Genomic DNA, 24772 nt, shown 5'->3' with positions numbered 1-24772 from the left:
AGGATCAAGACCTAGGGTTGCGCGCATATCGCATTTTATTTCATCCATTGCCCTCACTGTATGGCTGCAACGACGTTTTATCGACAGCAACATCCTTCAATATGATCGTTGACCAGCCCCATAGCCTGCATGAAAGCATAGCACGTAGTCGGCCCGACAAAGCTCCAGCCGCGTCTTTTTAAATCCTTTGACAAGCGATGCGATGCCGGTGTTGTCGGATTTGCTTTTAACGTTGCATAGTCAATCCGTGAAAACCGTTCTGCCTCCAAGGGTTTGAACGACCAGAAATAATCCGACAGGTTTTCGCCCTGATCCAGCATTTTGAGCGCGCATTTGGCATTATTGATCACAGAACGGATTTTGCCTTGATGTCTGACAATGCCGCTGTCAAGCAAAAGGCTTGCAACCTTGGTTTCATCATAACGGGCTATTTTATGGAAATCGAAGCCATCAAATGCTTTGCGGAAGTTTTCCCGTTTGCGCAATATGGTTATCCATGAAAGGCCCGACTGGAAACCTTCGAGACAGATTTTTTCAAACAAATGCCTGTCATCGGTCACAGGCTTTCCCCATTCATCATCATGATAAGCGCAATAAAACGGGTCCTGTCCTGCCCAGAAACAGCGGGGTTTTCCGTCTACACCCAAAACCAGACCTTCGGCGAGTTGTTTCAAAACAATGACCCCTGGTTACCTGTCGGTGGTGTTGCCGGTTTGACTTTTTTCGTCTGCTTTGGTGCTGTGGCGGCGGTGGAGGCCTCGACCGTTGCGTCAGCAAACCTGATATGTATCTGTCCGCTTTCAGGAAGGTTTTCGGCGCGCTTGATCGGGGCTTCTTTCTCATCGAGCACCAACGCAAATCCGCGTTCAAGAATGCTTTGGTAGGAGACGGTTTTTAACAGCCGTGTCGTCGCAAGCATCTGCTGCTGGCGTTTTTCCACAATGCGGATAAAAGCCTGCTGCATGCGGGCGTTATAAAACTGGGCTGTCTCGCTTCCCTTTGTCATCAACGCTACCACCAAACGCGGTGTCAGGCTGCGCTGCAAAACTTCGAAATTCTGACGTTTCTTGACCGTAAAGCCGACAAAAGCCTGCTCAAACCGCGAAGCCAGATGACGGCTTTTTTGCTGGTACCGTTCAATCAAATTTACCATCAGCCTTGGTGACAGACTGCGTCCAAGGGCCATAAACGACTGACGCTTCCTATCGCTATTGACAATAAGCGCACGTGTAAGACGGCTTGAGGCCTCGTCGAAGCGCCTGCGCGGCAAAGCCAACAGCTGATCGGCTGAAGGTAAAGCCCGCGCCGCGCTATGCAATTTCTGCCGCCTGAAATCAAAATGACGGGAAAGCCCGCGCCTGAGCCTTGCATGCAGAGAAGCAAGCTGCGCTTCCAAATCTGCTTTGACAGGAACCGCCATTTCCGCGGCACCGGTCGGTGTTGGTGCTCGAACATCGGCGGCGTAGTCGATCAGTGTCCAGTCGGTTTCATGTCCCACAGCAGAAACAACCGGTATAAATGATGATGCGACAGCGCGCACGACCGCCTCGTCATTAAACCCCCATAAATCCTCAAGGCTGCCGCCGCCGCGCGCCACGATGATCAAATCAGGTTTGGGTATGACATCATTCTTGCCAACAGCATTGAAGCCTTGAACGGCTGCAGCCACTTCCGCGCCGCAAGTCTCGCCTTGTACGCGCACCGGCCAAACCACGATATGAAGCGGAAACCTGTCGGAAATTCTATGGATGATATCACGGATGACTGCACCGGTGGGCGAGGTCACAACGCCGATAATGCGTGGCATAAACGGCAGAAGCTGCTTACTGGCCGGATCAAACAATCCTTCGGCGGCAAGCTTTTTCTTACGCTCTTCCAAAAGCGCCATTAAAGCACCGGCGCCAGCCGGTTCAAGATTATCAATGACGATTTGGTATTTCGATGATCCCGGATAGGTTGTGAGCTTTCCGGTGGCAATGACTTCCATGCCTTCTTCCGGCTGGAACTTGAGTTTGCCCATCACGCCGCGCCATATAACCGCTTCAATCCGTGCCTTATCGTCCTTTAACGAAAAATAGGCATGGCCTGAGGCATGCGCTCCGCGATAACCCGATATTTCGCCACGCACACGCACATGGCCGAAGGCGTCTTCTACCGTACGTTTCAGCGCACCTGAAATTTCAGAAACGGTAAATTCGGCAGCATTGGTCGCAACCGTATTTTCAGTGAGTAAATCAGACATTGTTTTTCATAACACAGAATAAAGCACCGATTCCATCGTCAGGGTAAATTCGCATAGACACGCTATAAAAGTCCATACGTCACATTTCACCCATTGTGTCGAGGAACTTTGCCGAAGTTCGCGCATTATAAAACACTATCCCCAACCATAGGCCTTCAGCAAGACGGGAAATTAACATGACAAAATTGCCGACAGAGCATGAACGTGCAACCGAGACCGCGAAAGAGGTAACGCCGCCATTAAAAGGCGGCAAGCTTGAAAAAGAAGTCAAAAACCAGAAGGAGGATGACAATGCTTAGAGCTGGCATTCTGTGGATGATGGGTGTGCCGCTTGGCCTCGCCATTCTGGCTTGGATATTTTTCTTTTAGGTCTTTCGGTTCAGCCAAACGCAGAGCGAAGACATATCAAAAGACCAACCGATGCGGAACGAAGCCAGTCTTCGTCCGCTTTTCCATTTCATGACTTATTATCTTACGTTCGCGCGAGCCAATCGCGCATGGCAGCATTGACAATTTCAGGTTGCTCGATCGGTGTCAAATGCCCGGCATTTTCTATCACGACCAGCTCTGCCTGGGGCATAAGCTGTGCCATGGCTTCCGATACGTGGTATGATCTTATCTGGTCTTGCTTGCCTGAAATAATCAATGTCGGCCGGTGAAACGCCTTTAAAACCTGTGTACCGTCTTGCCGTTCAGCCGTATTTTGCCGAATAAGTACATCCGCTCCGAGATTTCGCGTCATGGTCTGGACACGCTCGGTCATTTCTTTATTCAGCCAATGGGAGGGATGCAGATAAGACTTCAACATCTGATTGCCGATACCAATGAAATGCCCGGGCAAGCGGGCCATATCCGTAACCATTCTGCGCTGTTTGGCCTGCTCGGGCGTATCGGGAAGATAGGTTGTGTTGATCATCGCCAATCGTTCAACCCTTTCGGGTTGCTGCCTAAGTATCTCTTGTGCAACGAACCCGCCTAAGGAAAAACCCGCAAGCGCAAATGATGGTGAAGCGACCTCTTCAAAGACGGATACTGCCATCGCACCGATCGTGTCGTCCTGCGTGATATCCGGTACGATGCAATCAGCAATGTCGGACAAAGCGTTTACTTGGTCACGCCAGAGATTTTCATCATTCAACGTGCCCGGTATAAGCACCAATGTCTGCTTTTTCATCCGTCAAAACCTTTATCGATGTCATGCGGGAATGCTGTATGGTTCACGTCACCAAAAGCATAGAATGCAACAGTCAAGCCAAGCAAGCACTTCAAAATTGCGTTAACGCGTATAAAGAGAAGTCGGGACCACAACTTTAGGTTAAACAGTCCACAGGACTGTTCATTATTCCTGCTTCTTTTGCGCTGAAACACGCGGTGAAATCAATAATTTCTGCACGCAAAGTGAATAAAATAAGCCACACGATGCATTGGAGCGCTTTTCGCGCTGATGCTATCTGGCCGGCGCGTCTCAAGCTTTTGATTTGTCGCGGTATCTTACCCGATTGATAATTCACATCAATCGGGAACCGCTTTAGAAGCTTGGTGGTGTGCACGCGCTGACCACATGGCATTCGACATTGCCAACACAGCGGAACCGATGCGGGCGACGGCTTTCGAAATAATAGGCGTCACCAGCGCCCAATATCCGCCTTTCATCTTCAACGCTCACCTCCAGCCGCCCCGATATGACAATGCCGCCTTCTTCCCCCTCATGAACCAGTGGGACTTTGCCGGTATCTGCACCGGGTTGATAACATTCCTTGAGAATTTGCAGCGCGCGCATGGGAAACCGTTCGCCAATCTGCTTGAAGGAAATTTTACCCTTGCCGATTTCAAGTAGTTCCTCCGCCTGATAGAATACTTGTTTGGGGTGGTCGGGCTGTAACGAAAAAAACTCCCCCATATCAATCGGTATTCCATCAAGTATGCGTTTCAATGCACCGACTGAAGGATTGCTTTTTCCTGCCTCGATGAGTGAAATGGTTGAATGTGTCACATGCGCGCGTTCGCCTAATTGACGTTGCGATAAACCTGCCCGCATACGGACAAACCGCAGTCTTCCGGCGATATCGATTTTATCCATTCCATTCCCCTGTTTTTTACGTTCGATATTAAACAACAATAGACATTCATTTCCAATAAATACAAGAGGTTATAAAACATCAGAAAAGGTCTTGTTCAATAATCAAAACCGTGGCTTCATAGGAAAAACCTTGAGGAGAACACTATGAACCACAAACCCAATATGCCTGATCTTGAAAGCTACTGGATGCCTTTTACAGCAAACCGACAGTTCAAGGCAGCGCCTCGTATTCTGTCATCGGCTGAAGGCATGCATTATACGGATATTGACGGAAACCGTATTCTTGACGGAACGGCTGGCCTTTGGTGTGTCAATGCAGGTCATGGACGCCGCGAAATATCGTCTGCGGTGGAACGCCAGTTGACGACATTGGATTACGCCCCCGGTTTTCAGATGACGCACCCTATTGCACATGAATTTGCAAACCGGCTGGCAACCATGTCTCCAGGGGGAAAAGAAGCCAAGCTTAACCATATTTTCTTCACCAATTCGGGATCGGAATCGGGCGACACCGCTTTGAAAATCGCTATCGCCTATCAACGCGCCATCGGTCAGGGCACACGCACGCATGTCGTGGGACGCGAAAAAGGCTATCATGGCGTCGGCTTCGGCGGCATTTCGGTGGGCGGTCTGGTCAATAACCGTCGGGTTTTTCCACAAATACCTGCAAGCCATATGCGCCATACGCTGAATGTGGAAAAGAACGCCTTTACAAAAGGCTTGCCGGAACATGGTGCCGAGCTGGCTGACGACTTGGAAAGGATTGTGCAACTCAATGGGGCAGAAACCATCGCGGCCGTCATCGTTGAACCGATGTCCGGTTCTGCCGGAGTTATCCTGCCACCGAAGGGCTACCTCGAACGTCTGCGTGAAATTTGCACCAAACACGGCATATTGTTGGTTTTCGATGAAGTCATCACCGGTTTTGGGCGTCTGGGAACGCCGTTTGCGGTCGATTATTTTGGCGTAGTACCAGATATTGTCACCACGGCGAAAGGCCTTACCAATGGTTGCATCCCCATGGGGGCAGTGTTTGTGCACGAAACTATCTACAAAGCCATGACGACAGGGCCGGAAAACCAGATAGAACTGTTTCACGGCTATACCTATTCCGGTCATCCTGCAGCGTGTGCCGCCGGTCTTGCCACAATGGACATCTATCATAAAGAAAATCTTTTGCACAAAAAGGGTGAGCTGACAGATTATTGGCAGAACGCCTTGTTTGGTTTGCAAGGTCTGCCCAATGTCATTGATATTCGCGTCATCGGGTTGGTTGCAGGTATCGAGCTTGCACCACGCAGCCAGACAGCGGGTGCACGTGGCTATGATGTGTTTATCGATTGTTTTAAGAACGGCGCGCTTGTGCGCCAAACCGGCGATGTGATTGCCTTATCACCACCGCTGATCATCGAAAAAGCAGAAATTGATGAATTGGTATCTCGGCTTGCCGATGCTATAAAACGCGCGGCTTGAATGCTTCGCAACATACATCCTATAAAAGTCGGTCGCAGCCGGCTTTTATTTTATCCGGCATTGTATTTCATCAGCCTTAGCCCTATTTTCAGCACTCATTGGCTGAACCGTCGAAGGAATACTATGTCTAAACCTGTCAACTCGCTGCTCGGCGACACACCCGGTCGTGTTGTCATCAAATTGCTGATCTTCTCTTTATTGGTGGGGATCGTGATGACGTTGCTTGGCTGGACACCGATGGACGTGATCTGGAAAATCATCCATTTCTTCACATCACTCTGGTCAATGGGTTTTGCGGCTTTCTCAAAACTGTTTGACGTTATTATCGTCGGAGCCGCCATTGTTGTGCCGGTTTTCGTTATCATGCGTATTCTTAATTGGAACCGTTAGCATGATTTCTCGATAAAACTGGTGGAAGAAAATCTCCTATCGTCAAATTAGCATTGCAATCTGCGGGTGAAGGTTTAAAGCCGCTTTGTTATTTTGCGAGGGGAAAAGACACCATGGGTAAGCTCACCATAAACCGTCCATCGAGTTTCATTCATAAGAAACAGGCATACAAAGTCATTGTCGACGGCAAGCAAATCGGTTCAATCGGCAATGGCGGCGTGGCAGAATTTGATCTTGCAGCCGGAACCCACACCTTACAAACAGGAATGGGTAAATGGTCGGGCCTCAGTGCGACAAAGCAGTTCAATATTGGTGACGGTGAAACCGTCGCATTTACTACCGGCGCGCACAAAGCTTCCATCATATTGTTTATATTGGCTATCTTGTTTGGTGTTGGAACAGGCAAAAATCTGGCCGCTGGACAAAGTTTTGCTGTTTTATTCAATATTATCATCATAGCGATAATCTACTTCGCTCTGGTCAAGATCTGCATCACGCTGAAACGTGACGCTTAAACCATAAAACGCACGCATAGAGGTGCCGCCATGCTGACACGCAGACATTTTGTTCTTCTCACCGGTGCTGTCATGGCCCAGTCGGCTTTGAGCATCCCGGCTTTCGCTGCTTCAGATGACGCGGCAAGTTTATTGAATGCTATCCGTGCCGAACATGGATTAACGCCGCTTTCACCTGACAGCCAGCTTGAAAAAATGGCACAGCATCAGGCCAATCTGATGGCTGATAAGGGTAAGGTCAGCCATTCTGTTGGCTGGGGCAATGGTTTTGTTGCGCGGTTGCGCAAATTCGGTATTCGTGGCGCTGCCGGTGAAAATTTATGTGCGGGGCAAAAGGACATAGCATCCGCGTATAAAGCCTGGATGAATTCTCCCGGACATCGGCGCAATATGCTCGACCCTGAATTCGGTCATTTTGGATTGGCCAAGGCATCCACACCACAAAAACCCAATTACATCTATTGGGCCATTGTGTTCGGTCGTTAAAGGCAACAGCCACATTGAGCCGAATTCGCGATCTTTCTTGATAAAGTTCGCCCGCTTAGTCTGTTTAAGGCCGTGCTGAGCATTGCAGCCGTTATCCTGAAACTGTATCCTTTCAAACCGAAGCTGTTTCGTTGCTATTTTGCAACACAGCACAGCATAAACTCTGGTTTTCAATATCCGTTCTCCTCGGCCGCTCTTTTCCCTTTCCATGTCATAAAACTGAAATGCAGTGCCGCTAATTGCTCCAGCATGAATTTATCGCTGATGATTCAAGAATAACCGAAGTGCAGAACTCGCCCGAAATATCGGTCGAGATCTCAGCACAAAAGATAATGAACCGAAAAATGGCTGGAGATATCTTATGCGTTTCAAAACAGTGCTTTTAGCATCTGCTGCGGCGTTAATGACAATAACAACTGCAAAGGCTGCCGATGTGGTTGTTGCAGAACCTGAACCTGTTGAATATGTTCGCGTTTGCGATGCTTATGGCGCAGGTTACTTCTATATTCCCGGTACAGAAACCTGTATGCGTCTTTCCGGCTACGTCCGCGCCGACATCAAGGCAGGCGACAAGGCCGATGCACGTAAAGCAGGTGATGTTGATCAAGACACCTATCGTTGGCGGACACGTGCCACGTTGCGCTTCCACACAGCTTCTGAAACAGAATTGGGCACTTTGCGCACCTTCATCGAGCTGCGTTCGCAATGGGATGACGGTTCCGATACAGCCGACGGCCAGTTGCGTTTCGGCTATATCGAATTGGGCGGCCTTCGTGTTGGTCTTGACGAATCCATCTTCAGCCACTGGACAGGCTATTACGGCAATGTCCTGAATGACGATGTGGTCAATCCGATGAACACACAGCGTACCAATGTTATTTCCTATACATTCAACAATGGTTCCGGTTTTTCAGCCATCCTTGGCGTTGAGCAGGGCAACAATGCCGGTGATGACGGTAAAACCGGTTATGACTATTACCGGAACGATCTGGGTGGCATCAGCGCACATACAAAAGTTCTTTCATCCGGCATTGACGACTACACACCCAATATCCTTATGGGTTTGAAATATGCCCAAGGCTGGGGCAAAATCTCGGCAGTGGGTGCTTATGATGCCTATAATGAAGAATGGGCAGGTAAAGTCCGTCTTGACCTCAATGTAACAGACCAGTTCTCGGTATGGGTCATGGGTGGCTATAAATCTGTCGATGATTATTATGCAAGCGACAGCACGGCCTATCGTCTGCCGGATGGCACACGCTCTGCATCCAAGACGGAAAACGGCATCACACGTCGCGGTGTCTATCGCCTGATCCAGACCAATTATGGTGACTGGGGTGGTGATTGGTCTGTTTGGGGTGGCGCCACCTACAAATTCACCAAAAAAGCATCGTTCAACACCCAGCTCTCTTATGATGACACAAGCACATTTGCTGCATCGGTCAACATCAAGTACGATCTGGTACCAGGCCTGACGATCACGCCGGAATTGACCTATGTGTCATGGGATGACGATTACAAGGTCCGCAACGATGCCGGTACGACGGTGTACCAGTCCAGCATGAAAGGCAAAGACGCTTTTCAAGGCATGGTGCGCTTGCAGCGTTCGTTCTAAGACGAAGCAAAATTGCAAACTGTTGCAAACAAAAGAAAGGCCGGAGAAAATCTTCTCCGGCCTTTTTATTTACCTGTGCACGCACTGGTGCGGTAAAACTTGATGCGTTTAGCGAAAAGTGGCGACCGGTTTTCGCGGTGGAACACGCGGTAAAACAAATACCTGATGCATGTCATGTGAATACAATAAACCAAGATATGCATTGGGGAATGATTGCTTTATAGGCAAATTTGTTCAATTCAAAGGTCAGCTCCGGAAAACGCGGGATACATATTAGGGTCAGGACCTGGACCAACAGCATTGCCAGACAGGACAATTTTGGCATGGCCCTGAAAAGGTTGGCGCAAAAATTTTAAAATCGCCAGCATGTTTTCACACTGGTTTTATTGATCGTGTCGAACACGCTTCCACTGGTCACGTGTAAAAACATTGATGTAAATTCCCCAAATGCCGGTTTTTGTGCGGGAAAATATCCGCTTGACTTCGCGGCAGATGGTTTGCAACACCTTGCGCTTCTGCTTTTTTTGTTTTTCCAATGACGAGCGGTCTGTCTCTAAAGTGCTCTGCAAGCCTGCCTGCACCACAATAGCAGGATCGAGCTGCCAGATTTCGAACTTCGCAAAAATTCCATAGGTCGGATTAAACAAAAAATGATCGAATGGTGCACTGACACGATCCATATCGGCAAGCAGCTTTCGTGCTGCCGTTTTTGATACGATATAGGCGGCAGCCATAATATGTCGGCTCTTCAAACGGGCAACGGAAAAGCCATGCCCGCATGCTTGCGGGGGACCGAGCCAAACCTTTTTACCATGGGTTTCCAGTTTGATGATGTCTCCACCCTTTGGGATCCATTCGCAAGAAGAGAGAAACGACGCTGCCGTTTCTGAAAACGCTACGTCATCCTCGAAGATCGCGCCATAATCGTCATCCCCTTCAGCCACCATTTGCAGTGCGCTTTTATGACTGAGGAAACAGGCAATCTCGCCGCGCGTCAAAGGTTGCTGCCAAAGCTGCCCTTGCGCCATATCCTGCAAGAAAGCATCATCGAGGTTTTTACCGTCGACAGCAACCACCCGTTGGAATGACAGACCCATAGCTGAGAAAACATCGCGCAAACGTTGTAGCCGCTCGGGCGAACGATCAAGATTGATCACATATAACTTCATGGTCTTTTCAATCACTCACGCTTACAGTGCTCTTGGCGAATGCTTAGAGCGCTATTAGATAGGTTTTATGAACAGTGATCAATGCCCTTTGCAGCAAAAACCGGACAGCTTGATTTTGCCAAGCCGCTTTTTGCATTGGTTCGACAAAAAAGGCTGGCAGCCAAGACCCCACCAATTGGCATTGCTCGAACGGGCCCAAGATGGGCAATCTACACTTTTGATTGCTCCGACGGGCGCAGGTAAAACATTGGCAGGTTTTTTGCCCTCACTGGTGGATATTTCAGAAAAGAGCCGCGAAGCCGGACTGCACACCCTTTATATCTCGCCACTCAAGGCATTGGCAGAAGACATTCATCGCAACCTGACAGCCCCTATTGCCGAAATGGGCTTGGCGGTTTCCATTGAAACACGCACCGGCGATACACCGCAACATAAAAGACAGCGCCAGAAAATGGCTCCGCCCGATATTTTGTTGACGACACCGGAGCAATTATCACTCATCCTCGCCTCCAGCGAAGCGGAGCGTTTCTTTCAATCACTCGATACGGTTATTTTTGACGAACTTCATGCACTTGTCACGTCAAAACGCGGACAGCTTCTAAGCCTCGCACTCGCGCGTCTGCGCAAATTGCGGCCATGTCTGAAGACCATTGGTCTTTCGGCAACTGTGGCTGATCCTGATGGTCTCCGGCGATGGCTTGTTGCGCAGGATGAAAACCGGCCAATGGCTGGTTTGGTAACCGTTGAAGGGGGGGCGAAAGCCGAAATCAGCATATTGGCGACACAAGAACGTATTCCTTGGGCTGGACACTCTGCCCGATACGCCATTGGCGATATTCTTGATACAATCAAAAAAGCGCGCACCACCCTGATTTTTGTCAATACACGCTCGCAGGCGGAAATGCTTTTTCAGGAGCTCTGGCGCATCAATGAGGAAAGCCTTCCCATTGCACTTCATCATGGCTCGCTTGATGTCGGCCAAAGGCGCAAGGTGGAAGAGGCAATGGCGCGCAATGTCCTGCGCGCAGTTGTGGCAACATCGACGCTTGATCTGGGTATTGATTGGGGCGACATTGATCTGGTTATCCATGTCGGAGCCCCCAAAGGCGCAAGCCGCCTTGCCCAGCGTATCGGGCGCGCCAACCACCGCATGGATGAGCCTAGCCATGCGGTGCTTGTGCCGGCAAACTGTTTCGAGGTGCTTGAATGCCAGGCTGCGTTGAATGCCAATTACACCGGCACGCAGGACAGCCCGCCATTGAGTGAAGGTGCCATTGATGTGCTCGCACAGCATATTCTGGGCATGGCTTGCTCCGGCCCATTTGATGAAAATGCACTTTATGAAGAAGTCAGGCAGGCAGAACCCTATAGCCATCTGGATCGCGCGATATTTGACCAGGCATTGAATTTTGTTGCCACGGGCGGCTATGCTTTAAGAGCCTATGAGCAATACGCCAAAATCCGACGCACAAAAGACGGACTTTGGCGGGTGAGCAACCCGCGGATTGCACAGCAATACAGATTGAACATGGGCACAATCATCGAAGCAGCGGAACTTAATGTAAGGTTGGTGAAATCTGGCCGCGCGCGCTCGGCGCAAGGCGGCCGCATGCTTGGCCGCATCGAAGAGAATTTCGTGGAAAGCCTGACCCAAGGAGATACGTTTATCTTCGGAGGCCATGTTTTATGTTTCGAGACAATTCGTGAAAATGAATGCTACGTCAGCCGATCACCAAAGATCGAAGCGCGCGTGCCCGCCTATATGGGAGGGAAATTTCCGCTGTCGACCTATCTGGCAGCCGAGGTCAGAGCGATGCTTGCCGACCCCCGTCGCTGGTCGGTGCTGCCGATGCAGGTAAAAAACTGGCTCGAACAGCAGAAAATACAATCCCGCCTGCCGCGACAAAACGAGTTGCTGGTTGAAACCTTCAATGAAAAGGATCGCTCCTTTCTTGTTGCCTATCCCTTTGAAGGCAGGCTTGCCCACCAGACACTCGGAATGTTGCTGACGCGCAGGCTCGAGCGCGCAGGACAGCATCCCGTCGGCTTTGTCGCCACCGACTATTCCATCGGTCTCTGGGGGCTGGAAGATATGGGTGCGAATATCCGTCGCGGACGCCTCTCTTTGGCGGAGCTTTTCAACGAAGATATGCTTGGAGATGACCTTGAAGCGTGGCTTGATGAAAGCTACCTTCTCAAGCGCTCATTCCGCAATTGCGCGATGATCGCAGGGCTTATCGAGCGGCGTCATCCCGGCAAGGAAAAGACCGGCCGGCAAGTTACCGTATCGACCGACCTTATTTTTGACGTTTTGCGTGCCCATGAACCCAATCATATTTTGCTTCAGGCGACACGTCAGGATGCCGCGCAAGGTCTTTTGGACATTAAGCGGCTTGGTGATATGCTTGCCCGGATCAAGAATCACATTGTCCATCAATCGACGGACAGAATGTCGCCATTGGCGCTACCTGTGATGCTTGAAATCGGCAAGGAGATGATCCCGGGCAGCGCGCAGGATCATGTTCTGGCGGATGCTGCGGACGCGTTGATCCGCACAATTTTATAGCGGATTGCGCATAGTGGGTTATAGCGTGTTGTGAAAAGTGGAAGCCGGTTTCGCGTTAAAAACACGCGTTGGAACAGACAATTCATGCATGTCGTGTGAGCTTGATGAATCATGGCATGTATGAGGCGATTGAATATGGTGAAGTTGTTTGAAGCATAAAGCAGGGTTGGAAAGCTTTACGATTTCGGTCAATGGTGCGGAACTCGTCTGCGACCATAGCGGAGTGTTATATTGGCCTGCCGAAAAGCTGCTTGTCGTTTCCGATTTGCATTTGGAAAAGTCATCGTCCTTTGCCAGACGCGGTCAGCTTTTGCCACCCTATGACAGTCAACGTACTTTGCAGCGTCTTGCAGCGGTTGTTAAGCGTTACCAGCCAAAAACCATCATTTCGCTTGGCGACAGCTTTCACGACAATGATGCGTCGTCGCGCCTGTCTTCCGACAATGTCGCTCTTATTACCAGTATTATCGACAATCGGCAGATGATATGGATTGCCGGCAATCATGACGATACACAAACGAGCTTCGCCGGTGACTGGGCTTATGAAATGACAATCGGCCCGCTTACATTTCGTCATGAACCTTCCCGCCAGCCATTTTGTGGTGAAATAGCAGGGCATCTCCACCCCGCGGCGCGGATTGTCCGGCGCGGCATGGCTGTTCGACGGTTTTGTTTTGCCAGCGACCGGCAAAGAATGATCCTGCCTGCCTTCGGCGCCTATAGCGGCGGGCTGGAATTATCCCATAAAGCCTTCCAGACCCTTTTTGATCCATCGGCCCTCATCGCCTGCCTGCTTGGCGAAGGCTGTGTTTATCCGGTGCACAAAACTGCATTTTTTGCGGGATAATTTCTGCATAACGTTGTAAGGAAGAAGCCCTGTGATATTGTCGCGACATGATTGTCGCAGTTGCAAAGGTTTGAAGCATTGACACTATTGGCTACATTGTTGCTCTGGCTTGCGGGCATATGCCTTGCTTTGCACCTCTTTACCTTTGCCGTTGTTTTGCTGCGCAGTTATTGGAAACCCAAAAGCCCGTTGGGCGACGGGCATGACCAAGCCGTGACAATCCTGCGTCCGGTTTCCGGTCTTGAAAACAATCTGGAACGCACTTTGGCATCGGGCTTTGAACTTGACCACCCGAAATATGAAATCATTTTTTGCGTGTCCAAGGATAGCGATCCGGTGATCCCGCTCGTCGAAAAACTGATGGCGCGTTATCCCGATATTGAGGCGTCTTTGCTCATTGGCAATGATGTGATCAGTGACAATCCAAAGCTGAACAATCTTGTCAAAGGTTGGAAAGCGGCAAAATATCCTTGGATTGTCATGACCGACAGCAACGTCCTGATGCCGAAAAACTACCTTGCAGAACTGTTTTCCCGCTGGACCAAACATACCGGTCTTGTTGCATCGCCACCTTTGGGCTCCGAGCCGGATAATCTGCCAGCCGATCTTGAAGCCGCTTTCCTGAATTCCTATCAGGCACGCTGGCAGCTGACATCGGATACAATCGGCAATGGTTTTGCCCAAGGCAAAACCTTATTCTGGTATCGTGACATTCTCAACAAGGCAGGCGGGATTGAGGCCTTGGCATGTGAATTGGCAGAAGATGCGGCTTCAACCAAGGTTATCCGTGACCAAGGGTTGAAAGTACGCCTATCAGCGATGCCATTTGGCCAACCCTTAGGAAAAAAGGACTGGAAATCCGTATGGAAGCGTCAAGTCCGCTGGGCCAAATTGCGTCGCGATTCCTTTCCCGCTTTCTTTTATATGGAAATTCTTTCCGGTGCTGTTTTTCCGGCAATTTGTCTGTTTTTTGCCTGCCTTCTTGGCGCGGCGTCTTTTTCGTTGATGCTATGGTATTTTATCATCTGGTATCTCACCGAATTTCTTGTCACTTCGGTTGTTGGATGGCCATTTTCATTCCGCCAAGCGGTGGCGCAAATCATGCGCGACCTTGCCTTACCCCTATTGTGGTTGTCGGCTTTTACAAAGGGCGGCTACCAGTGGCAGGGTCACAAGGTGGATATTGGCAAAAAGTGAGCGTGAGGTCATCCGGGCTTTTCCGCTGAGGGTCAGCAGCTAGAGCATTTCCAGAAAAAGTTGAATCAGCTTTTTCGTTGGACAATGCGACAAATAAAAAATCTGGAGCAAATCCATGCCCCAACAAAAAGAAGATTTGCTCCAGAGCCTATCCATCTTTCGTTGGGTCGTAGATCTGCTCTACCCTTTGTTTTACCGAAATTGTCATGCGATAGGAGCAGGATAAAGGATTGACCAGTGATTCAATTCTCCTGCCGATGCGCTTCACATTTTTGTGGAATTGCTCTAGTCCGCGGTGACAATCTAACTTTTCATTGCGGACTAGGGTCAGGACCTAGTCCTTGCGGAACACCAATCGCCCGAAAAAGCCGGTGGCAATAGCAACCAGAACCGCTATCAGCCCATACCAGAAACTATGAACATGAGCGGCACGAAAGATCGTGTAGGCGATATGGGCTTTGACGATCTCCAGTTCGGTTGTCACCGTCTGGATAAATTCGCCATCACGGAATAGATAGGCATGAACCCTATGGTGCCCGACAGGCACATTGGCCGGCAATCGGAACCGTGCGGTAAACAAAGATGCGGAACCGAATGTGACCGCACCAACATTTTCGCTATAAAGGTGTTGCGCGCTTTTCAACGCTATCAATTCATCCCGAAAGACTTTGATCTTGGCATCATCGGTATCGTCGGCACGCAAAGGCAAATAATCCAGCCCCAACCCCAAACGTTTATAATTGGCTGCACTGGTTATGTCGCGGATCTCACGCGTTGTCGCCATCGCGTAGGATAGCGGAACATTTTTAAATGTCAGCGCTTCGGCATTTACCCAAACACCGGCAGTCCGCTTTTTCTCGCGCATGATCATGGAACGGATTGGCCCTTCCATGACAACGATAATGTCATAACGCCCCTGACGGCGCAAAAGCGGATCGGCATTTTCAAGAACACCGGCGATGTAAACATCACGACCGGCAAAATTGGTATCAATGGTGATCGAACTGGTTGTCACAATGATTTGCATATTTTCGCCCGGCTGGGCGATGTCCATTGTTTGCGCATATGCTGCAGACATCATGCTTACAAGACCCAGGAAAACCATTATTGCCTGATAAAGTGCCTTCATCATCTAACCGCCAATCAGGGTCAGAGAAAACAGATCATCAGGCCGCACAAACAGCTGATAGGCCAAGCGCGCACAGACCGCCAAAACAAGAAGCGCCAGTAGCATACGCAATTGTTCAGCCTTTAATTTCCGTCCGGCCCGTGTGCCATATTGTGCACCGATGACGCCGCCCAACATCAAAAGAAAGGCCAATACAATGTCCACCGATTGGTTGGTCATGCTTTGCAAGACAGTGGTAAAGGCGGTGACAAATGTGATCTGGAACAGCGATGTTCCGACAACCACATTGGTTGGTACACGCAAAAGATAGATAAGAGCCGGCACCATGATGAAGCCGCCGCCAACGCCCATGATGGACGAAAGCAGACCGATGATAAAGCCAATAACCAGAACAGGGATAATGCTGACATAAATCATCGATGCGCGGAAACGCATTTTCAATGGCAGCCGGTGGATCCAGATATGTTGACCGGGACGGCGGATATTGACCGACTTTCCACTACGGGTGCGCATAATCGCCCGCCAGCTTTCAACCGCCATCAAGCCGCCAACTCCGCCAAGAAGGATAACATAGAGAAGCGAGATAATGAGATCGAGCTGACCCAATTGCCGTAACAGGGAAAAAAGCTGGATTCCAAGAAACGAGCCGACCAGACCGCCGATAACAAGAAGCACACCCAGCTTGATGTCCAGTGTGCGTCTCTTGAAATGGGTCAGCGCGCCGGTGACCGACGATGCAATAACCTGATTGGCACCCGTACCTACAGCGATAGCCGGCGGAATGTTATAAAAGATAAGAAGCGGCGTAATCAGAAAGCCACCGCCAACGCCAAACAATCCGGAAAGGAAGCCAACACCGGCACCCATGCCAATCAAAATCAGCATGTTGAGCGACATTTCAGCAATCGGCAGATAAATACTCACATCTTTCACCTGCTAAGCCATGACCGGGCTTATAACCTGTTAATCTGTCCCTATGCGTGCCTGCCGCATATGTTGCACCATCCTCTGCTTCAAAAACCATTGAAGCAATCCGTCCTTGATGCCGTTTATAGGAGCTCATTGCCAATAAATATCCAGCATCCTGTGTTAGATTAAATCCGTTTTTCATTGAGGCATGAATTCACTTTAACTCTTCGTTGTATTGCATTTTCCTTACACAAAAGCTGATCCAACTTTTGTTGGAATTGCTCGAATTATCGTCAGATCAACGACAAGCGACCACTCTTATCGTAAAAACGAAAAAAGTGTACCGCCAGCGCCCACCTGAAGATAGAGGCCATAGCTCAGCGTTAACATCAAAGCAATTGCGGTGTAACGGGTCAGCTTTTTGGCAATGTCATAATCTTTCACACGCGATTGAGCAAAGCTTGTCGGCGTTTGACGGTTGGCCGAACGCGCCTGCGCTATCAATTCCGCTGATTTTACCGCATCAAACGCAGTTGATGACGCATCTTTTGGCTGCTCTTCACCCTCTTGCAGTGTCATTTCTGCCGGTTTGCCCGCAACAAGCGGACTTTCCGCCAATTGCCGCAAAACAGCATTTTGCGGCGATGAAACCGGTTGCTTAACATCATCAGCAGCCAATGTCGTTTTCAACGATAGTTCTGCATGCTGGATTGGGGTATCGCTGATCGTATCACCGTCACCTTTTTCCAACTTGCATTGGATATCGGCCATTTGACGTTCAAGCGCTGCAAGCTGCGGTGAAAACCGCGCTACCGCTGTGGCTTCGCGCAATTGACGCAAGACCTCTTGATTGTTTTTCTGATTTTCAGTCATGAGCTTTTTTGCCTGCAAGGCCAATTCCTGCTTCATGTCTTCTTGTATTTGCGCTGCCGCCGCATTGACGATCGTCTGAAAGCTCTCAGCCGATATGAAACCGTTTTGCGCTTGCGCTTTCAACGCTTTTTCTATCCCGGCAAGCCGACTGTGCAATTGTTGCTGCGATGAGCGGCGGGCATAATGCTCGGCAAGCAAAGCACGGCTAATCTCGTTGAGATGCTGGTGAATGTCAACCGCATTCGGCTGATGCACCGACATAGTCTCGCGGTTCTGCGATACCGGTGCTTTCTTCTTCATCTCATTATGAACACGGCGCAAACGGTCAGCAATATCGGAAAGTGTGGGTTGCCGCATGGGCGACATTGGCTCGGTATGGATTGCACCATGGTTGCCATCCGGTGCGACCGGTAACCTCGAAAGACGGTTTGTATTCACTGTTTTCGGCCTTTTACTCTAAACGATACACTTAACACAAGCACACACTGCCATGGCCATGCATGGCATCAACGTTGGCAATCACCGAACAGCCGATCATTGCTACGCTTTTACACAAACACTGTTATCGCCGGTTTTGGTAAATTTAGATTTAACCACTGTAACAGATTGTTTTATAAGGATCTTTTTCCCAATGATTGATCCCGAACCAATCCACCTTCCACGAAATATTATTGCGTTGCTCATGCTTAAGCTTTTTAAAAACATCACGATCTTGGATATTTGCGACATTTTACTCTTTTATCTCCCCGCGCAGTATGCCAAAGAAACCCTTGAATGAAGGGTTATGCGCGCCCTTGCTCAAATCGCAGTCTGGAATTTCGAATGTCTGAAACATTAGATAACAAAACCATCGCGGCGGAAGACGCGCCCACGACAGGCCGTTACCCGGCAGTCCGTTTCAAAGGGACGAAGGTGGCCTTTGATACATTCACCGCGGTTGACAAGGTCGATCTGGATGTGCCGGCCGGCCAGTTTCTGGCAATTGTCGGGCCGACAGGTTGCGGCAAGTCGACATTGTTGAATGTGGCAGCAGGACTTTTGCAACCCGCCGCTGGCAGTTGCGAGATTTTCGGCCAGCCGCTTTCCGGCATCAACCGGCAGGCAGGCTATCTGTTTCAGGCAGATTCCCTGATGCCATGGAAAACCGCGCTGGATAATGTCGCCATCGGGCTGGAAATCCGCGGTGTCGCAAGACAGGACGCCCTACAACAAGCCCAAAGCTGGCTCACACGGGTGGGACTTCATGCCTTCGGCCATCGCTACCCCCATCAGCTTTCAGGTGGCCAGCGCAAACGCGTCGGGCTGGCACAAGTGCTCATGCTCAACCCCAAGCTGATTTTAATGGATGAACCCTTCGGGCCGCTTGATGCCCAGACACGCGTGCTAATGGGCGATATGTTGCTTGATCTGTGGTCGGAAGACCGCAAGGCGGTAATGTTTGTCACCCACGATCTTGAAGAGGCCATCACCCTTGCCGATCGTGTCATCATCATGTCGGCGGGGCCGGCCTCGCATATCAAAGGCGACCATATAATCAATCTGCCGCGCCCGCGCGAGATACAGGAAATTCGCCATACACCCGAATTTGCCGAAATCCATCGCGCTTTGTGGGACCAGCTCAAGGAAGAGGTCCTGCTGGCCTATCAACAGGAAGACCAGTCATGAAACGTTCAACCATTCTGATCTTGCAAATTTCGGTTGCGGTTATCTTTTTTGCGGCATGGGAACTGGCGACAACCGTTCCGGTTTTCGACGGCAAACCGCTGATGCCGCCATTTTTCTTCTCCACACCGCTCGATATTTTCCAGCGTATCGGTGCAGATTTCATGAGCGGAACCGTTTGGTATCACTTATGGATCACTTTACTTGAAACCATTCTGGCCTTCGTCATTGGTGCCGGTGGTGGCATTCTTCTGGGGTTCTGGTTTGCGCGCCGCGAAATGGTGGCTGCTGTTTTCGACCCCTATATCAAAGCGGCCAACGCTCTGCCGCGTGTGGTGCTGGCACCGATATTCGCACTTTGGTTCGGGCTTGGTATCTGGTCAAAGGTGGCGCTTGGCTTCACGCTGGTGTTCTTTGTGGTGTTTTTCAACGTCTATCAAGGCGTCAAGGAAGTCAGCCCGACGGTGTTGGCCAATGCCCGCATGATCGGGATGAATGACCGCCAGCTTTTGCGCCATGTCTATCTGCCTTCGGCCATGACATGGGTGTTTTCGTCGCTGCACACTTCGGTGGGTTTTGCCATGGTGGGGGCGGTTGTGGGCGAATATCTCGGCTCATCGGCCGGTCTTGGCTATCGCATTTCGCAAGCCGAGGGTGTGTTTGATGTCACCGGTGTTTTCTCCGGCATGTTGATCCTGACAATATTCGTCATTCTCATCGATATCTTTGTCACATGGATTGAAAACAGACTGCTCGTATGGCGCGCAAAGCCAAAAGGACAATAAAAGCTTTAGGGAGTTTCGTCATGAATATGTTTATCCGTCTGGCAGTATCTGCCTGTGTTGCTGTCATGTGCATGACCGGTTTGGTAAAAGCACAAGATGCACCCGAAAAAACCGACATCACTTTAAGCGTTGGCGGGGCATCGCTTTTTTACTATCTGCCCTTGGCAATAGCCGAGCACAAAGGATTCTTCAAAGAAGAAGGCCTGAATGTCAAAGTTGTCGACCTCAAAGGCGGCTCTCAATCGCTGCAGGCGTTGATTGGTGGTTCTGCCGATGTGACAACCGGCGCTTATGAACAGGTCATTCGTATGCAGAGCAAAGGACAGGATGTCCGCGCCGTCATTGAGCTTGGGCGTTATCCTGCCATTGTTTTGGCGGTACGGGCAGACCTGAAAGACAAGGTCAAAAAGCCGGGCGACCTCAAAGGCATGAAAATCGGTGTCACGGCACCGGGGTCTTCAACCAATAATTTTGTCAACTACCTGTTGGAACAGGATGGCGTAAAGCCGGATGAGGTATCAATTATCGGCACCGGTGGCGGCGCAACCGCGGTCGCAGCCATGAAACGTGGCGAAATTGATGCTATGGCCAATCTTGATCCTGTCATCTCGACATTGATGCATGACAAAGATATTTTCGTGCTGATTGATACCCGGACAGAAGCCGACATGATGAAGGTCTTTGGCGTGCCGACGATGTCATCGGCGGTTCTTTATACCAAAAAAGACTTCATCGATAAAAACCCCAATACTGTCCAGCATCTGACGAACGCATTCGAGAAAGCCCTGCAATGGCTGCAAAAGGCCACGCCGGAAGATGTTGCGAATGCCGTGCCGCCTGAATATGTCGGCAATAATCGTGCAGTCTATCTTGAAGCGGTCAAAAACTCGCTCCCCACTTACTCGGTGGATGGCGTGATCACGGCCGCCAGTCAGGAAGCCGCGATGAAGCTTTTATCCTACGACAAGCAGGTGATGGACGCCAATGTCGATCTATCGAAAACATTTGACGACCGCTTTGTGAAAAAAGCACTCGAACAGAAGTAGTTATACCTAGCCTTTAAAAAGCGCCGTCTTGCGGCGCTTTTTTTGTTTGCATATGGATTATTGTGCAGTATTCAAAACAGATAAAGACTGGTCAAATATACGATAATGCGTCAGCATGATATTTGACCACGCAAGGGAGGGAAGCATGGCAACGGCGGAAGATTGGATCGGGCGGCAAGACACCTGTGAAGACGTCATTGATTACGGGCTGGTCAAACGCATGGCCGCAACACTGAATGCAGGCATTCCAGCCCCGGAAAGCCCCCTGCCCCCTTTATGGCATTGGATGTATTTTCAGCCCGCCGCCGCCCATCATGGTTTGGGAGAAGACGGGCATCCGGCGCGCGGCGGTTTCATGCCGCCAGTGGACAACCGCAACCGCATGTGGGCAGGTGGGCGGCTTGATTTCCATAAACCACTTTTGATTGGTATGCCGGCGCAACGTATCTCGACCATCCGCAATGTGGTTGAAAAACAAGGTCGTACCGGTGCTTTATTGTTTGTGACCGTCGAACACCATTATATGCAGGACGGTGCAAGCTGCATCGTCGAGCAACAGGATATCGTTTATCGCGAGCCTTCCAAGCCTAAACTGGCAGCAACCACACCCTGCCCTTTGCCAGAATGGTCGCAACGCCATCAACCGGACACGGCTTTGCTTTTCCGCTATTCGGCTGTCACGTTCAATGCCCATCGCATTCATTATGATTATCCCTATGTGACGCAAAAAGAGGGCTACCCCAACATCGTTGTGCAAGGACAATTATTGGCAACGCTTGCATTGAATGCATTCCAACAGGCAAACCCGACAGCTTCGCTCACAGCCTTCGCTTTCCGCAGCCAAAGACCGATGATCATTCCAGACCAATTCGACGCGGCCGGTCGTTTAACGGGCGAAGGAACCGCCGAACTTTGGGTCGGCAATGAAAACGGCGTCGCCCAGTCTTGCGATGTGGTTTTCCGTTTAAATAGCTGAACTTTTTGCAGTGGAATAGCGATTGACCTTGCCGGGTTCCGGTTCTAGTCTGCATAAGAAAAACAACATAAACCAATTTTATAAAAAAGGTACGCGATGAAGATATTGGTAGGGATAAAGCGCGTTGTTGATTATAACATCAAGGTTCGCGTTAAGGGGGACGGTAGCGGTGTTGATCTGACAAATGTCAAGATGTCGATGAACCCGTTTGACGAAATTGCCGTGGAGGAGGCTTTGCGCCAGAAAGAGGCCGGCAAGGCGAGTGAAGTGGTGGTTGTTTCTGTTGGCCCGCAGGCGGCACAGGATACCTTGCGCACCGGCTTGGCCATGGGTGCAGATCGGGCCATTCTTGTCAAAACCGACGATAATGTGGAACCTTTGGCGGTTGCCAAAGCGCTGAAAGCTGTCGTGGAACAAGAAAAGCCCGACATGGTCTTTCTCGGCAAACAGGCGATTGATGACGATAGTAACCAGACAGGTCAAATGTTAGCCGCTTTGCTCAATTGGGGCCAGGGGACATTTGCCTCCAAGCTTGAGATGCGCGATGGCGAGGCCGAAATCACGCGTGAAGTGGATGGCGGGTTGCAAACCTTGTCTATCAAGCTTCCAGCCGTGATGACGGTTGATCTGCGCTTGAATGAACCGCGTTATGCCTCCCTTCCCAATATTATGAAGGCCAAGAAAAAGCCGATCGAGGAAACCAGCCTGGCTGATTTGGGTGTGGATGGAACACCGCATTTAAGCGTTCTTAAAGTTGACGAACCGGCTGGGCGCAAGGGTGGCATCAAGGTTGGCGATGTGAGCGAGCTTGTTGCAAAGCTTAAAGAAGCCAGCGTTCTTTAAGACAGGGAGAAGACAATTATGGCAATTCTATTATTGGCCGAACATGACAACCACTTTCTGTCGGAACAGACAGCCAAGGCGCTTTCAGCAGCACAGGCAATCGGTGGTGATATCGATATTCTTGTCTGCGGCCACAAGGCCCAAGGGGTTGCCGCCAGTGCGGCGCGCCTTGCAGGTGTGCGCAAGGTTCTGCTGGCAGAAGCCGACTATCTCGAACATCAATTGGCAGAGGCTGTCTCGGCCACAATCCTGCAGCAAAGTGCCACTTATGATGTCGTGATGGCAGCAGCGACGACCAATGGCAAAAATATTTTGCCGCGTGTTGCCGCCCTGCTTGATGTGATGCAGGTGTCCGACATCATCGCGGTGATTGCGCCCGATACGTTCCAGCGTCCGATCTATGCGGGCAATGCGCTTGAGACGGTGCGTTCCAACGACGCCAAGAAAGTGATCACGGTTCGTACCGCTTCATTTGCCGCGGTCGGAGAAGGTGGCAGTGCATTGATTGAGACGATCACACCTGCGGCAGATCCGGCACTTTCACGCTTTGTGAGTGAGAATAACGCCAAGAATGATCGTCCCGAGCTGACATCGGCACGGGTGATTGTATCGGGCGGCCGCGGTCTTGGGTCGCAAGAGCAATTTATGGCGGTTCTGGGGCCGCTTGCAGAGCAGTTGAACGCAGCCCTTGGTGCCAGCCGTGCTGCGGTGGATGCAGGCTATGCCCCCAATGATTGGCAGGTCGGGCAAACCGGCAAGGTTGTTGCTCCTGAACTCTATCTAGCCATTGGTATTTCCGGTGCTATCCAGCATCTTGCCGGCATGAAGGATTCCAAGGTGATTGTTGCCATCAACAAGGATGAGGAAGCGCCAATCATGCAAATCGCCGATTATGCACTTGCCGGTGATCTGTTCGAGCTCGTGCCACAACTGCAAAAGGCGCTGTCATAATGGAAAGCAGCGGTTATGAGCCTCGGGAAAGCATGTCGTTTGATGTTGTGATTGTGGGTGGCGGGCCTGCCGGTCTTTCAGCATCGATCCGCTTGAAACAGCTTCATCCCGATCTCTCGGTTGTGGTGCTTGAAAAAGGCGCCGAAATCGGTGCGCATATTCTGTCGGGTGCCGTTGTCGATCCGGTGGGGATGGATGCCCTGTTGCCCGATTGGCGTGACGATGAAAGCCATCCGTTTAAAACACCAGTGCGCGAAGACCACTTCCTGCAATTGACCGCCACCAAAGCCAAGCGTCTGCCCAACAGCCTGATGCCCAAAATGCTTTCCAACCATGGCTGCTATATCGTATCGCTTGGCAATGTCTGCCGCTTTCTTGCCCACCGTGCCGAAGCGCTCGGTGTCGAGATCTATCCGGGGTTTGCCGCTGTCGAAGTGCTTTACGATGACAAGGGGGCAGTCATCGGTGTTGCAACCGGTGACATGGGAGTGGAAAAGGATGGAAGCCACGGCCCCAACTACATGCGCGGTATGGAGCTGCTTGGCAAATACACCTTGATTGGCGAAGGTGCACGCGGTTCCCTTGCCAAACAGATAATCAAACGCTTCGGGCTTGATAAAGGCCGCGAGCCGCAAAAATACGGGCTTGGCATCAAGGAGCTTTGGCAGATTGATCCGACCAAACATCAGGCCGGACTGGTGCAGCACTCATCCGGCTGGCCGCTGGATAATGACACCGGTGGCGGCTCGTTTCTCTATCATCTGGAAGACAATCAGGTGGCGGTGGGCTTTGTTGTCCATCTGAATTACAAAAACCCTTATCTGTCGCCGTTTGAAGAGTTCCAGCGATTTAAAACCCATCCGGCAATTCGCGAGACCTTTGCCGGTGCCAAACGTATTTCCTATGGTGCGCGGGCCATTACCGAGGGTGGCTATCAATCTGTGCCGAAGCTGACCTTTGCCGGTGGGGCTTTGATTGGCTGTTCGGCGGGTTTTGTCAATCTGCCGCGCATCAAGGG

The 24772-nt window shown here is 50.6% G+C and carries 25 protein-coding genes; 17 read left to right on the top strand and 8 right to left on the bottom strand.

The genetic code is table 11. The annotated features are described in order from the left end of the window. Positions 1–77: 77 nt before the first annotated feature. Positions 78–674 carry a DNA-3-methyladenine glycosylase I gene (locus ACYSNS_RS13725; RefSeq protein WP_461723740.1) on the bottom strand — a complete coding sequence of 199 codons (597 nt, stop codon included), beginning with the start codon at positions 672–674 and terminating at the stop codon, positions 78–80. Continuing rightward, positions 671–2242, bottom strand: coding sequence for an exodeoxyribonuclease VII large subunit (gene xseA / locus ACYSNS_RS13720; RefSeq protein WP_461723739.1), 1572 nt, complete (start codon positions 2240–2242; stop codon positions 671–673). Before xseA ends, ACYSNS_RS13725 begins: the two co-directional genes overlap by 4 nt. Before the next feature lie 176 nt (positions 2243–2418). Between xseA and ACYSNS_RS13715 the strand changes: the two genes are divergently transcribed. Next, a complete protein-coding gene (locus ACYSNS_RS13715) occupies positions 2419–2541 on the top strand; it encodes a hypothetical protein (RefSeq protein WP_461723738.1) in 123 nt (40 codons plus the stop codon). A 173-nt stretch (positions 2542–2714) separates the two neighbouring features. On the opposite strand, the gene ACYSNS_RS13710 is transcribed toward ACYSNS_RS13715, so the two are convergent. Together ACYSNS_RS13710 and ACYSNS_RS13705 are read right to left on the bottom strand one after the other, a co-directional pair. Beyond that, on the bottom strand, positions 2715–3416 hold the full coding sequence (locus ACYSNS_RS13710; RefSeq protein ID WP_461723737.1) for an alpha/beta fold hydrolase: 702 nt from the start codon (positions 3414–3416) through the stop codon (positions 2715–2717). A 354-nt stretch (positions 3417–3770) separates the two neighbouring features. Continuing rightward, positions 3771–4322, bottom strand: a complete 552-nt coding sequence (locus ACYSNS_RS13705) for a cupin domain-containing protein (protein ID WP_461723736.1) — start codon at positions 4320–4322, stop codon at positions 3771–3773. Positions 4323–4466: 144 nt separating this feature from the next. On the opposite strand from ACYSNS_RS13705, the gene aptA reads away from it, so the two are divergent. The 5 genes from aptA (at position 4467) to ACYSNS_RS13680 (ending at position 8801) form a co-directional block, all read left to right on the top strand. Beyond that, positions 4467–5795, top strand: coding sequence for an omega-aminotransferase AptA (gene aptA / locus ACYSNS_RS13700; RefSeq protein WP_461723735.1), 1329 nt, complete (start codon positions 4467–4469; stop codon positions 5793–5795). A gap of 123 nt (positions 5796–5918) precedes the next feature. Next, the gene (locus tag ACYSNS_RS13695; RefSeq protein WP_461723734.1) at positions 5919–6185 is read left to right on the top strand and encodes a DUF6460 domain-containing protein; all 267 of its coding nucleotides are present in this window, start codon (positions 5919–5921) and stop codon (positions 6183–6185) included. 113 nt (positions 6186–6298) lie between these two features. After that, positions 6299–6700, top strand: a complete 402-nt coding sequence (locus ACYSNS_RS13690) for a hypothetical protein (protein ID WP_461723733.1) — start codon at positions 6299–6301, stop codon at positions 6698–6700. A gap of 30 nt (positions 6701–6730) precedes the next feature. Then, the gene (locus ACYSNS_RS13685) at positions 6731–7186 is read left to right on the top strand and encodes a CAP domain-containing protein (protein WP_461723732.1); all 456 of its coding nucleotides are present in this window, start codon (positions 6731–6733) and stop codon (positions 7184–7186) included. Between the two features lie 361 nt (positions 7187–7547). After that, on the top strand, positions 7548–8801 hold the full coding sequence (locus tag ACYSNS_RS13680) for a porin (protein ID WP_461723731.1): 1254 nt from the start codon (positions 7548–7550) through the stop codon (positions 8799–8801). A gap of 383 nt (positions 8802–9184) precedes the next feature. On the opposite strand, the gene ACYSNS_RS13675 is transcribed toward ACYSNS_RS13680, so the two are convergent. Further along, positions 9185–9970: a glycosyltransferase family 25 protein gene (locus tag ACYSNS_RS13675; protein ID WP_461723730.1), complete on the bottom strand. Its 786-nt coding sequence runs from the start codon at positions 9968–9970 to the stop codon at positions 9185–9187. Positions 9971–10037: 67 nt separating this feature from the next. Between ACYSNS_RS13675 and ACYSNS_RS13670 the strand changes: the two genes are divergently transcribed. The 3 genes from ACYSNS_RS13670 to ACYSNS_RS13660 all read left to right on the top strand — a co-directional run bounded on the left by ACYSNS_RS13670 (position 10038) and on the right by ACYSNS_RS13660 (position 14580). Continuing rightward, positions 10038–12536: a ligase-associated DNA damage response DEXH box helicase gene (locus ACYSNS_RS13670; protein ID WP_461723729.1), complete on the top strand. Its 2499-nt coding sequence runs from the start codon at positions 10038–10040 to the stop codon at positions 12534–12536. A 148-nt stretch (positions 12537–12684) separates the two neighbouring features. Then, positions 12685–13383, top strand: coding sequence for a ligase-associated DNA damage response endonuclease PdeM (pdeM, locus tag ACYSNS_RS13665; RefSeq protein WP_461723728.1), 699 nt, complete (start codon positions 12685–12687; stop codon positions 13381–13383). A gap of 60 nt (positions 13384–13443) precedes the next feature. Then, positions 13444–14580 carry a ceramide glucosyltransferase gene (locus ACYSNS_RS13660; RefSeq protein WP_461723727.1) on the top strand — a complete coding sequence of 379 codons (1137 nt, stop codon included), beginning with the start codon at positions 13444–13446 and terminating at the stop codon, positions 14578–14580. A gap of 334 nt (positions 14581–14914) precedes the next feature. On the opposite strand, the gene ACYSNS_RS13655 is transcribed toward ACYSNS_RS13660, so the two are convergent. From ACYSNS_RS13655 to ACYSNS_RS13645, 3 genes are all read right to left on the bottom strand, one after another. Next, positions 14915–15709 carry a TIGR02186 family protein gene (locus tag ACYSNS_RS13655; protein WP_461723768.1) on the bottom strand — a complete coding sequence of 265 codons (795 nt, stop codon included), beginning with the start codon at positions 15707–15709 and terminating at the stop codon, positions 14915–14917. A 3-nt stretch (positions 15710–15712) separates the two neighbouring features. Further along, a complete protein-coding gene (locus ACYSNS_RS13650; protein ID WP_461723726.1) occupies positions 15713–16633 on the bottom strand; it encodes a sulfite exporter TauE/SafE family protein in 921 nt (306 codons plus the stop codon). Between the two features lie 303 nt (positions 16634–16936). After that, the gene (locus tag ACYSNS_RS13645; RefSeq protein ID WP_461723725.1) at positions 16937–17929 is read right to left on the bottom strand and encodes a hypothetical protein; all 993 of its coding nucleotides are present in this window, start codon (positions 17927–17929) and stop codon (positions 16937–16939) included. Positions 17930–17981: 52 nt separating this feature from the next. On the opposite strand from ACYSNS_RS13645, the gene ACYSNS_RS13640 reads away from it, so the two are divergent. From ACYSNS_RS13640 to ACYSNS_RS13605, 8 genes are all read left to right on the top strand, one after another. Beyond that, positions 17982–18269 carry a hypothetical protein gene (locus ACYSNS_RS13640; RefSeq protein WP_461723724.1) on the top strand — a complete coding sequence of 96 codons (288 nt, stop codon included), beginning with the start codon at positions 17982–17984 and terminating at the stop codon, positions 18267–18269. Between the two features lie 44 nt (positions 18270–18313). Then, positions 18314–19156, top strand: a complete 843-nt coding sequence (locus ACYSNS_RS13635; RefSeq protein WP_461723723.1) for an ABC transporter ATP-binding protein — start codon at positions 18314–18316, stop codon at positions 19154–19156. After that, positions 19153–19938: an ABC transporter permease gene (locus ACYSNS_RS13630; protein ID WP_461723722.1), complete on the top strand. Its 786-nt coding sequence runs from the start codon at positions 19153–19155 to the stop codon at positions 19936–19938. Before ACYSNS_RS13635 ends, ACYSNS_RS13630 begins: the two co-directional genes overlap by 4 nt. A gap of 20 nt (positions 19939–19958) precedes the next feature. Continuing rightward, the gene (locus ACYSNS_RS13625) at positions 19959–20984 is read left to right on the top strand and encodes an ABC transporter substrate-binding protein (RefSeq protein WP_461723721.1); all 1026 of its coding nucleotides are present in this window, start codon (positions 19959–19961) and stop codon (positions 20982–20984) included. Between the two features lie 145 nt (positions 20985–21129). Next, complete coding sequence (locus tag ACYSNS_RS13620) at positions 21130–21960, top strand: HTD2 family dehydratase (protein ID WP_461723720.1); 831 nt, start codon at positions 21130–21132, stop codon at positions 21958–21960. Positions 21961–22056: 96 nt separating this feature from the next. Continuing rightward, positions 22057–22803, top strand: coding sequence for an electron transfer flavoprotein subunit beta/FixA family protein (locus ACYSNS_RS13615; RefSeq protein WP_461723719.1), 747 nt, complete (start codon positions 22057–22059; stop codon positions 22801–22803). Between the two features lie 18 nt (positions 22804–22821). Further along, positions 22822–23754, top strand: coding sequence for an electron transfer flavoprotein subunit alpha/FixB family protein (locus ACYSNS_RS13610; RefSeq protein ID WP_461723718.1), 933 nt, complete (start codon positions 22822–22824; stop codon positions 23752–23754). After that, the coding region (locus ACYSNS_RS13605; RefSeq protein WP_461723717.1) for an NAD(P)/FAD-dependent oxidoreductase at positions 23754–24772 on the top strand (1019 nt) is incomplete at its 3' end. The genes ACYSNS_RS13610 and ACYSNS_RS13605, both read left to right, overlap by 1 nt.

This window comes from Bartonella sp. LJL80, from assembly GCF_054871565.1.
Note: the sequence above shows the minus strand (reverse complement) of the source record. Positions and strands in the feature narration are given on the sequence as shown.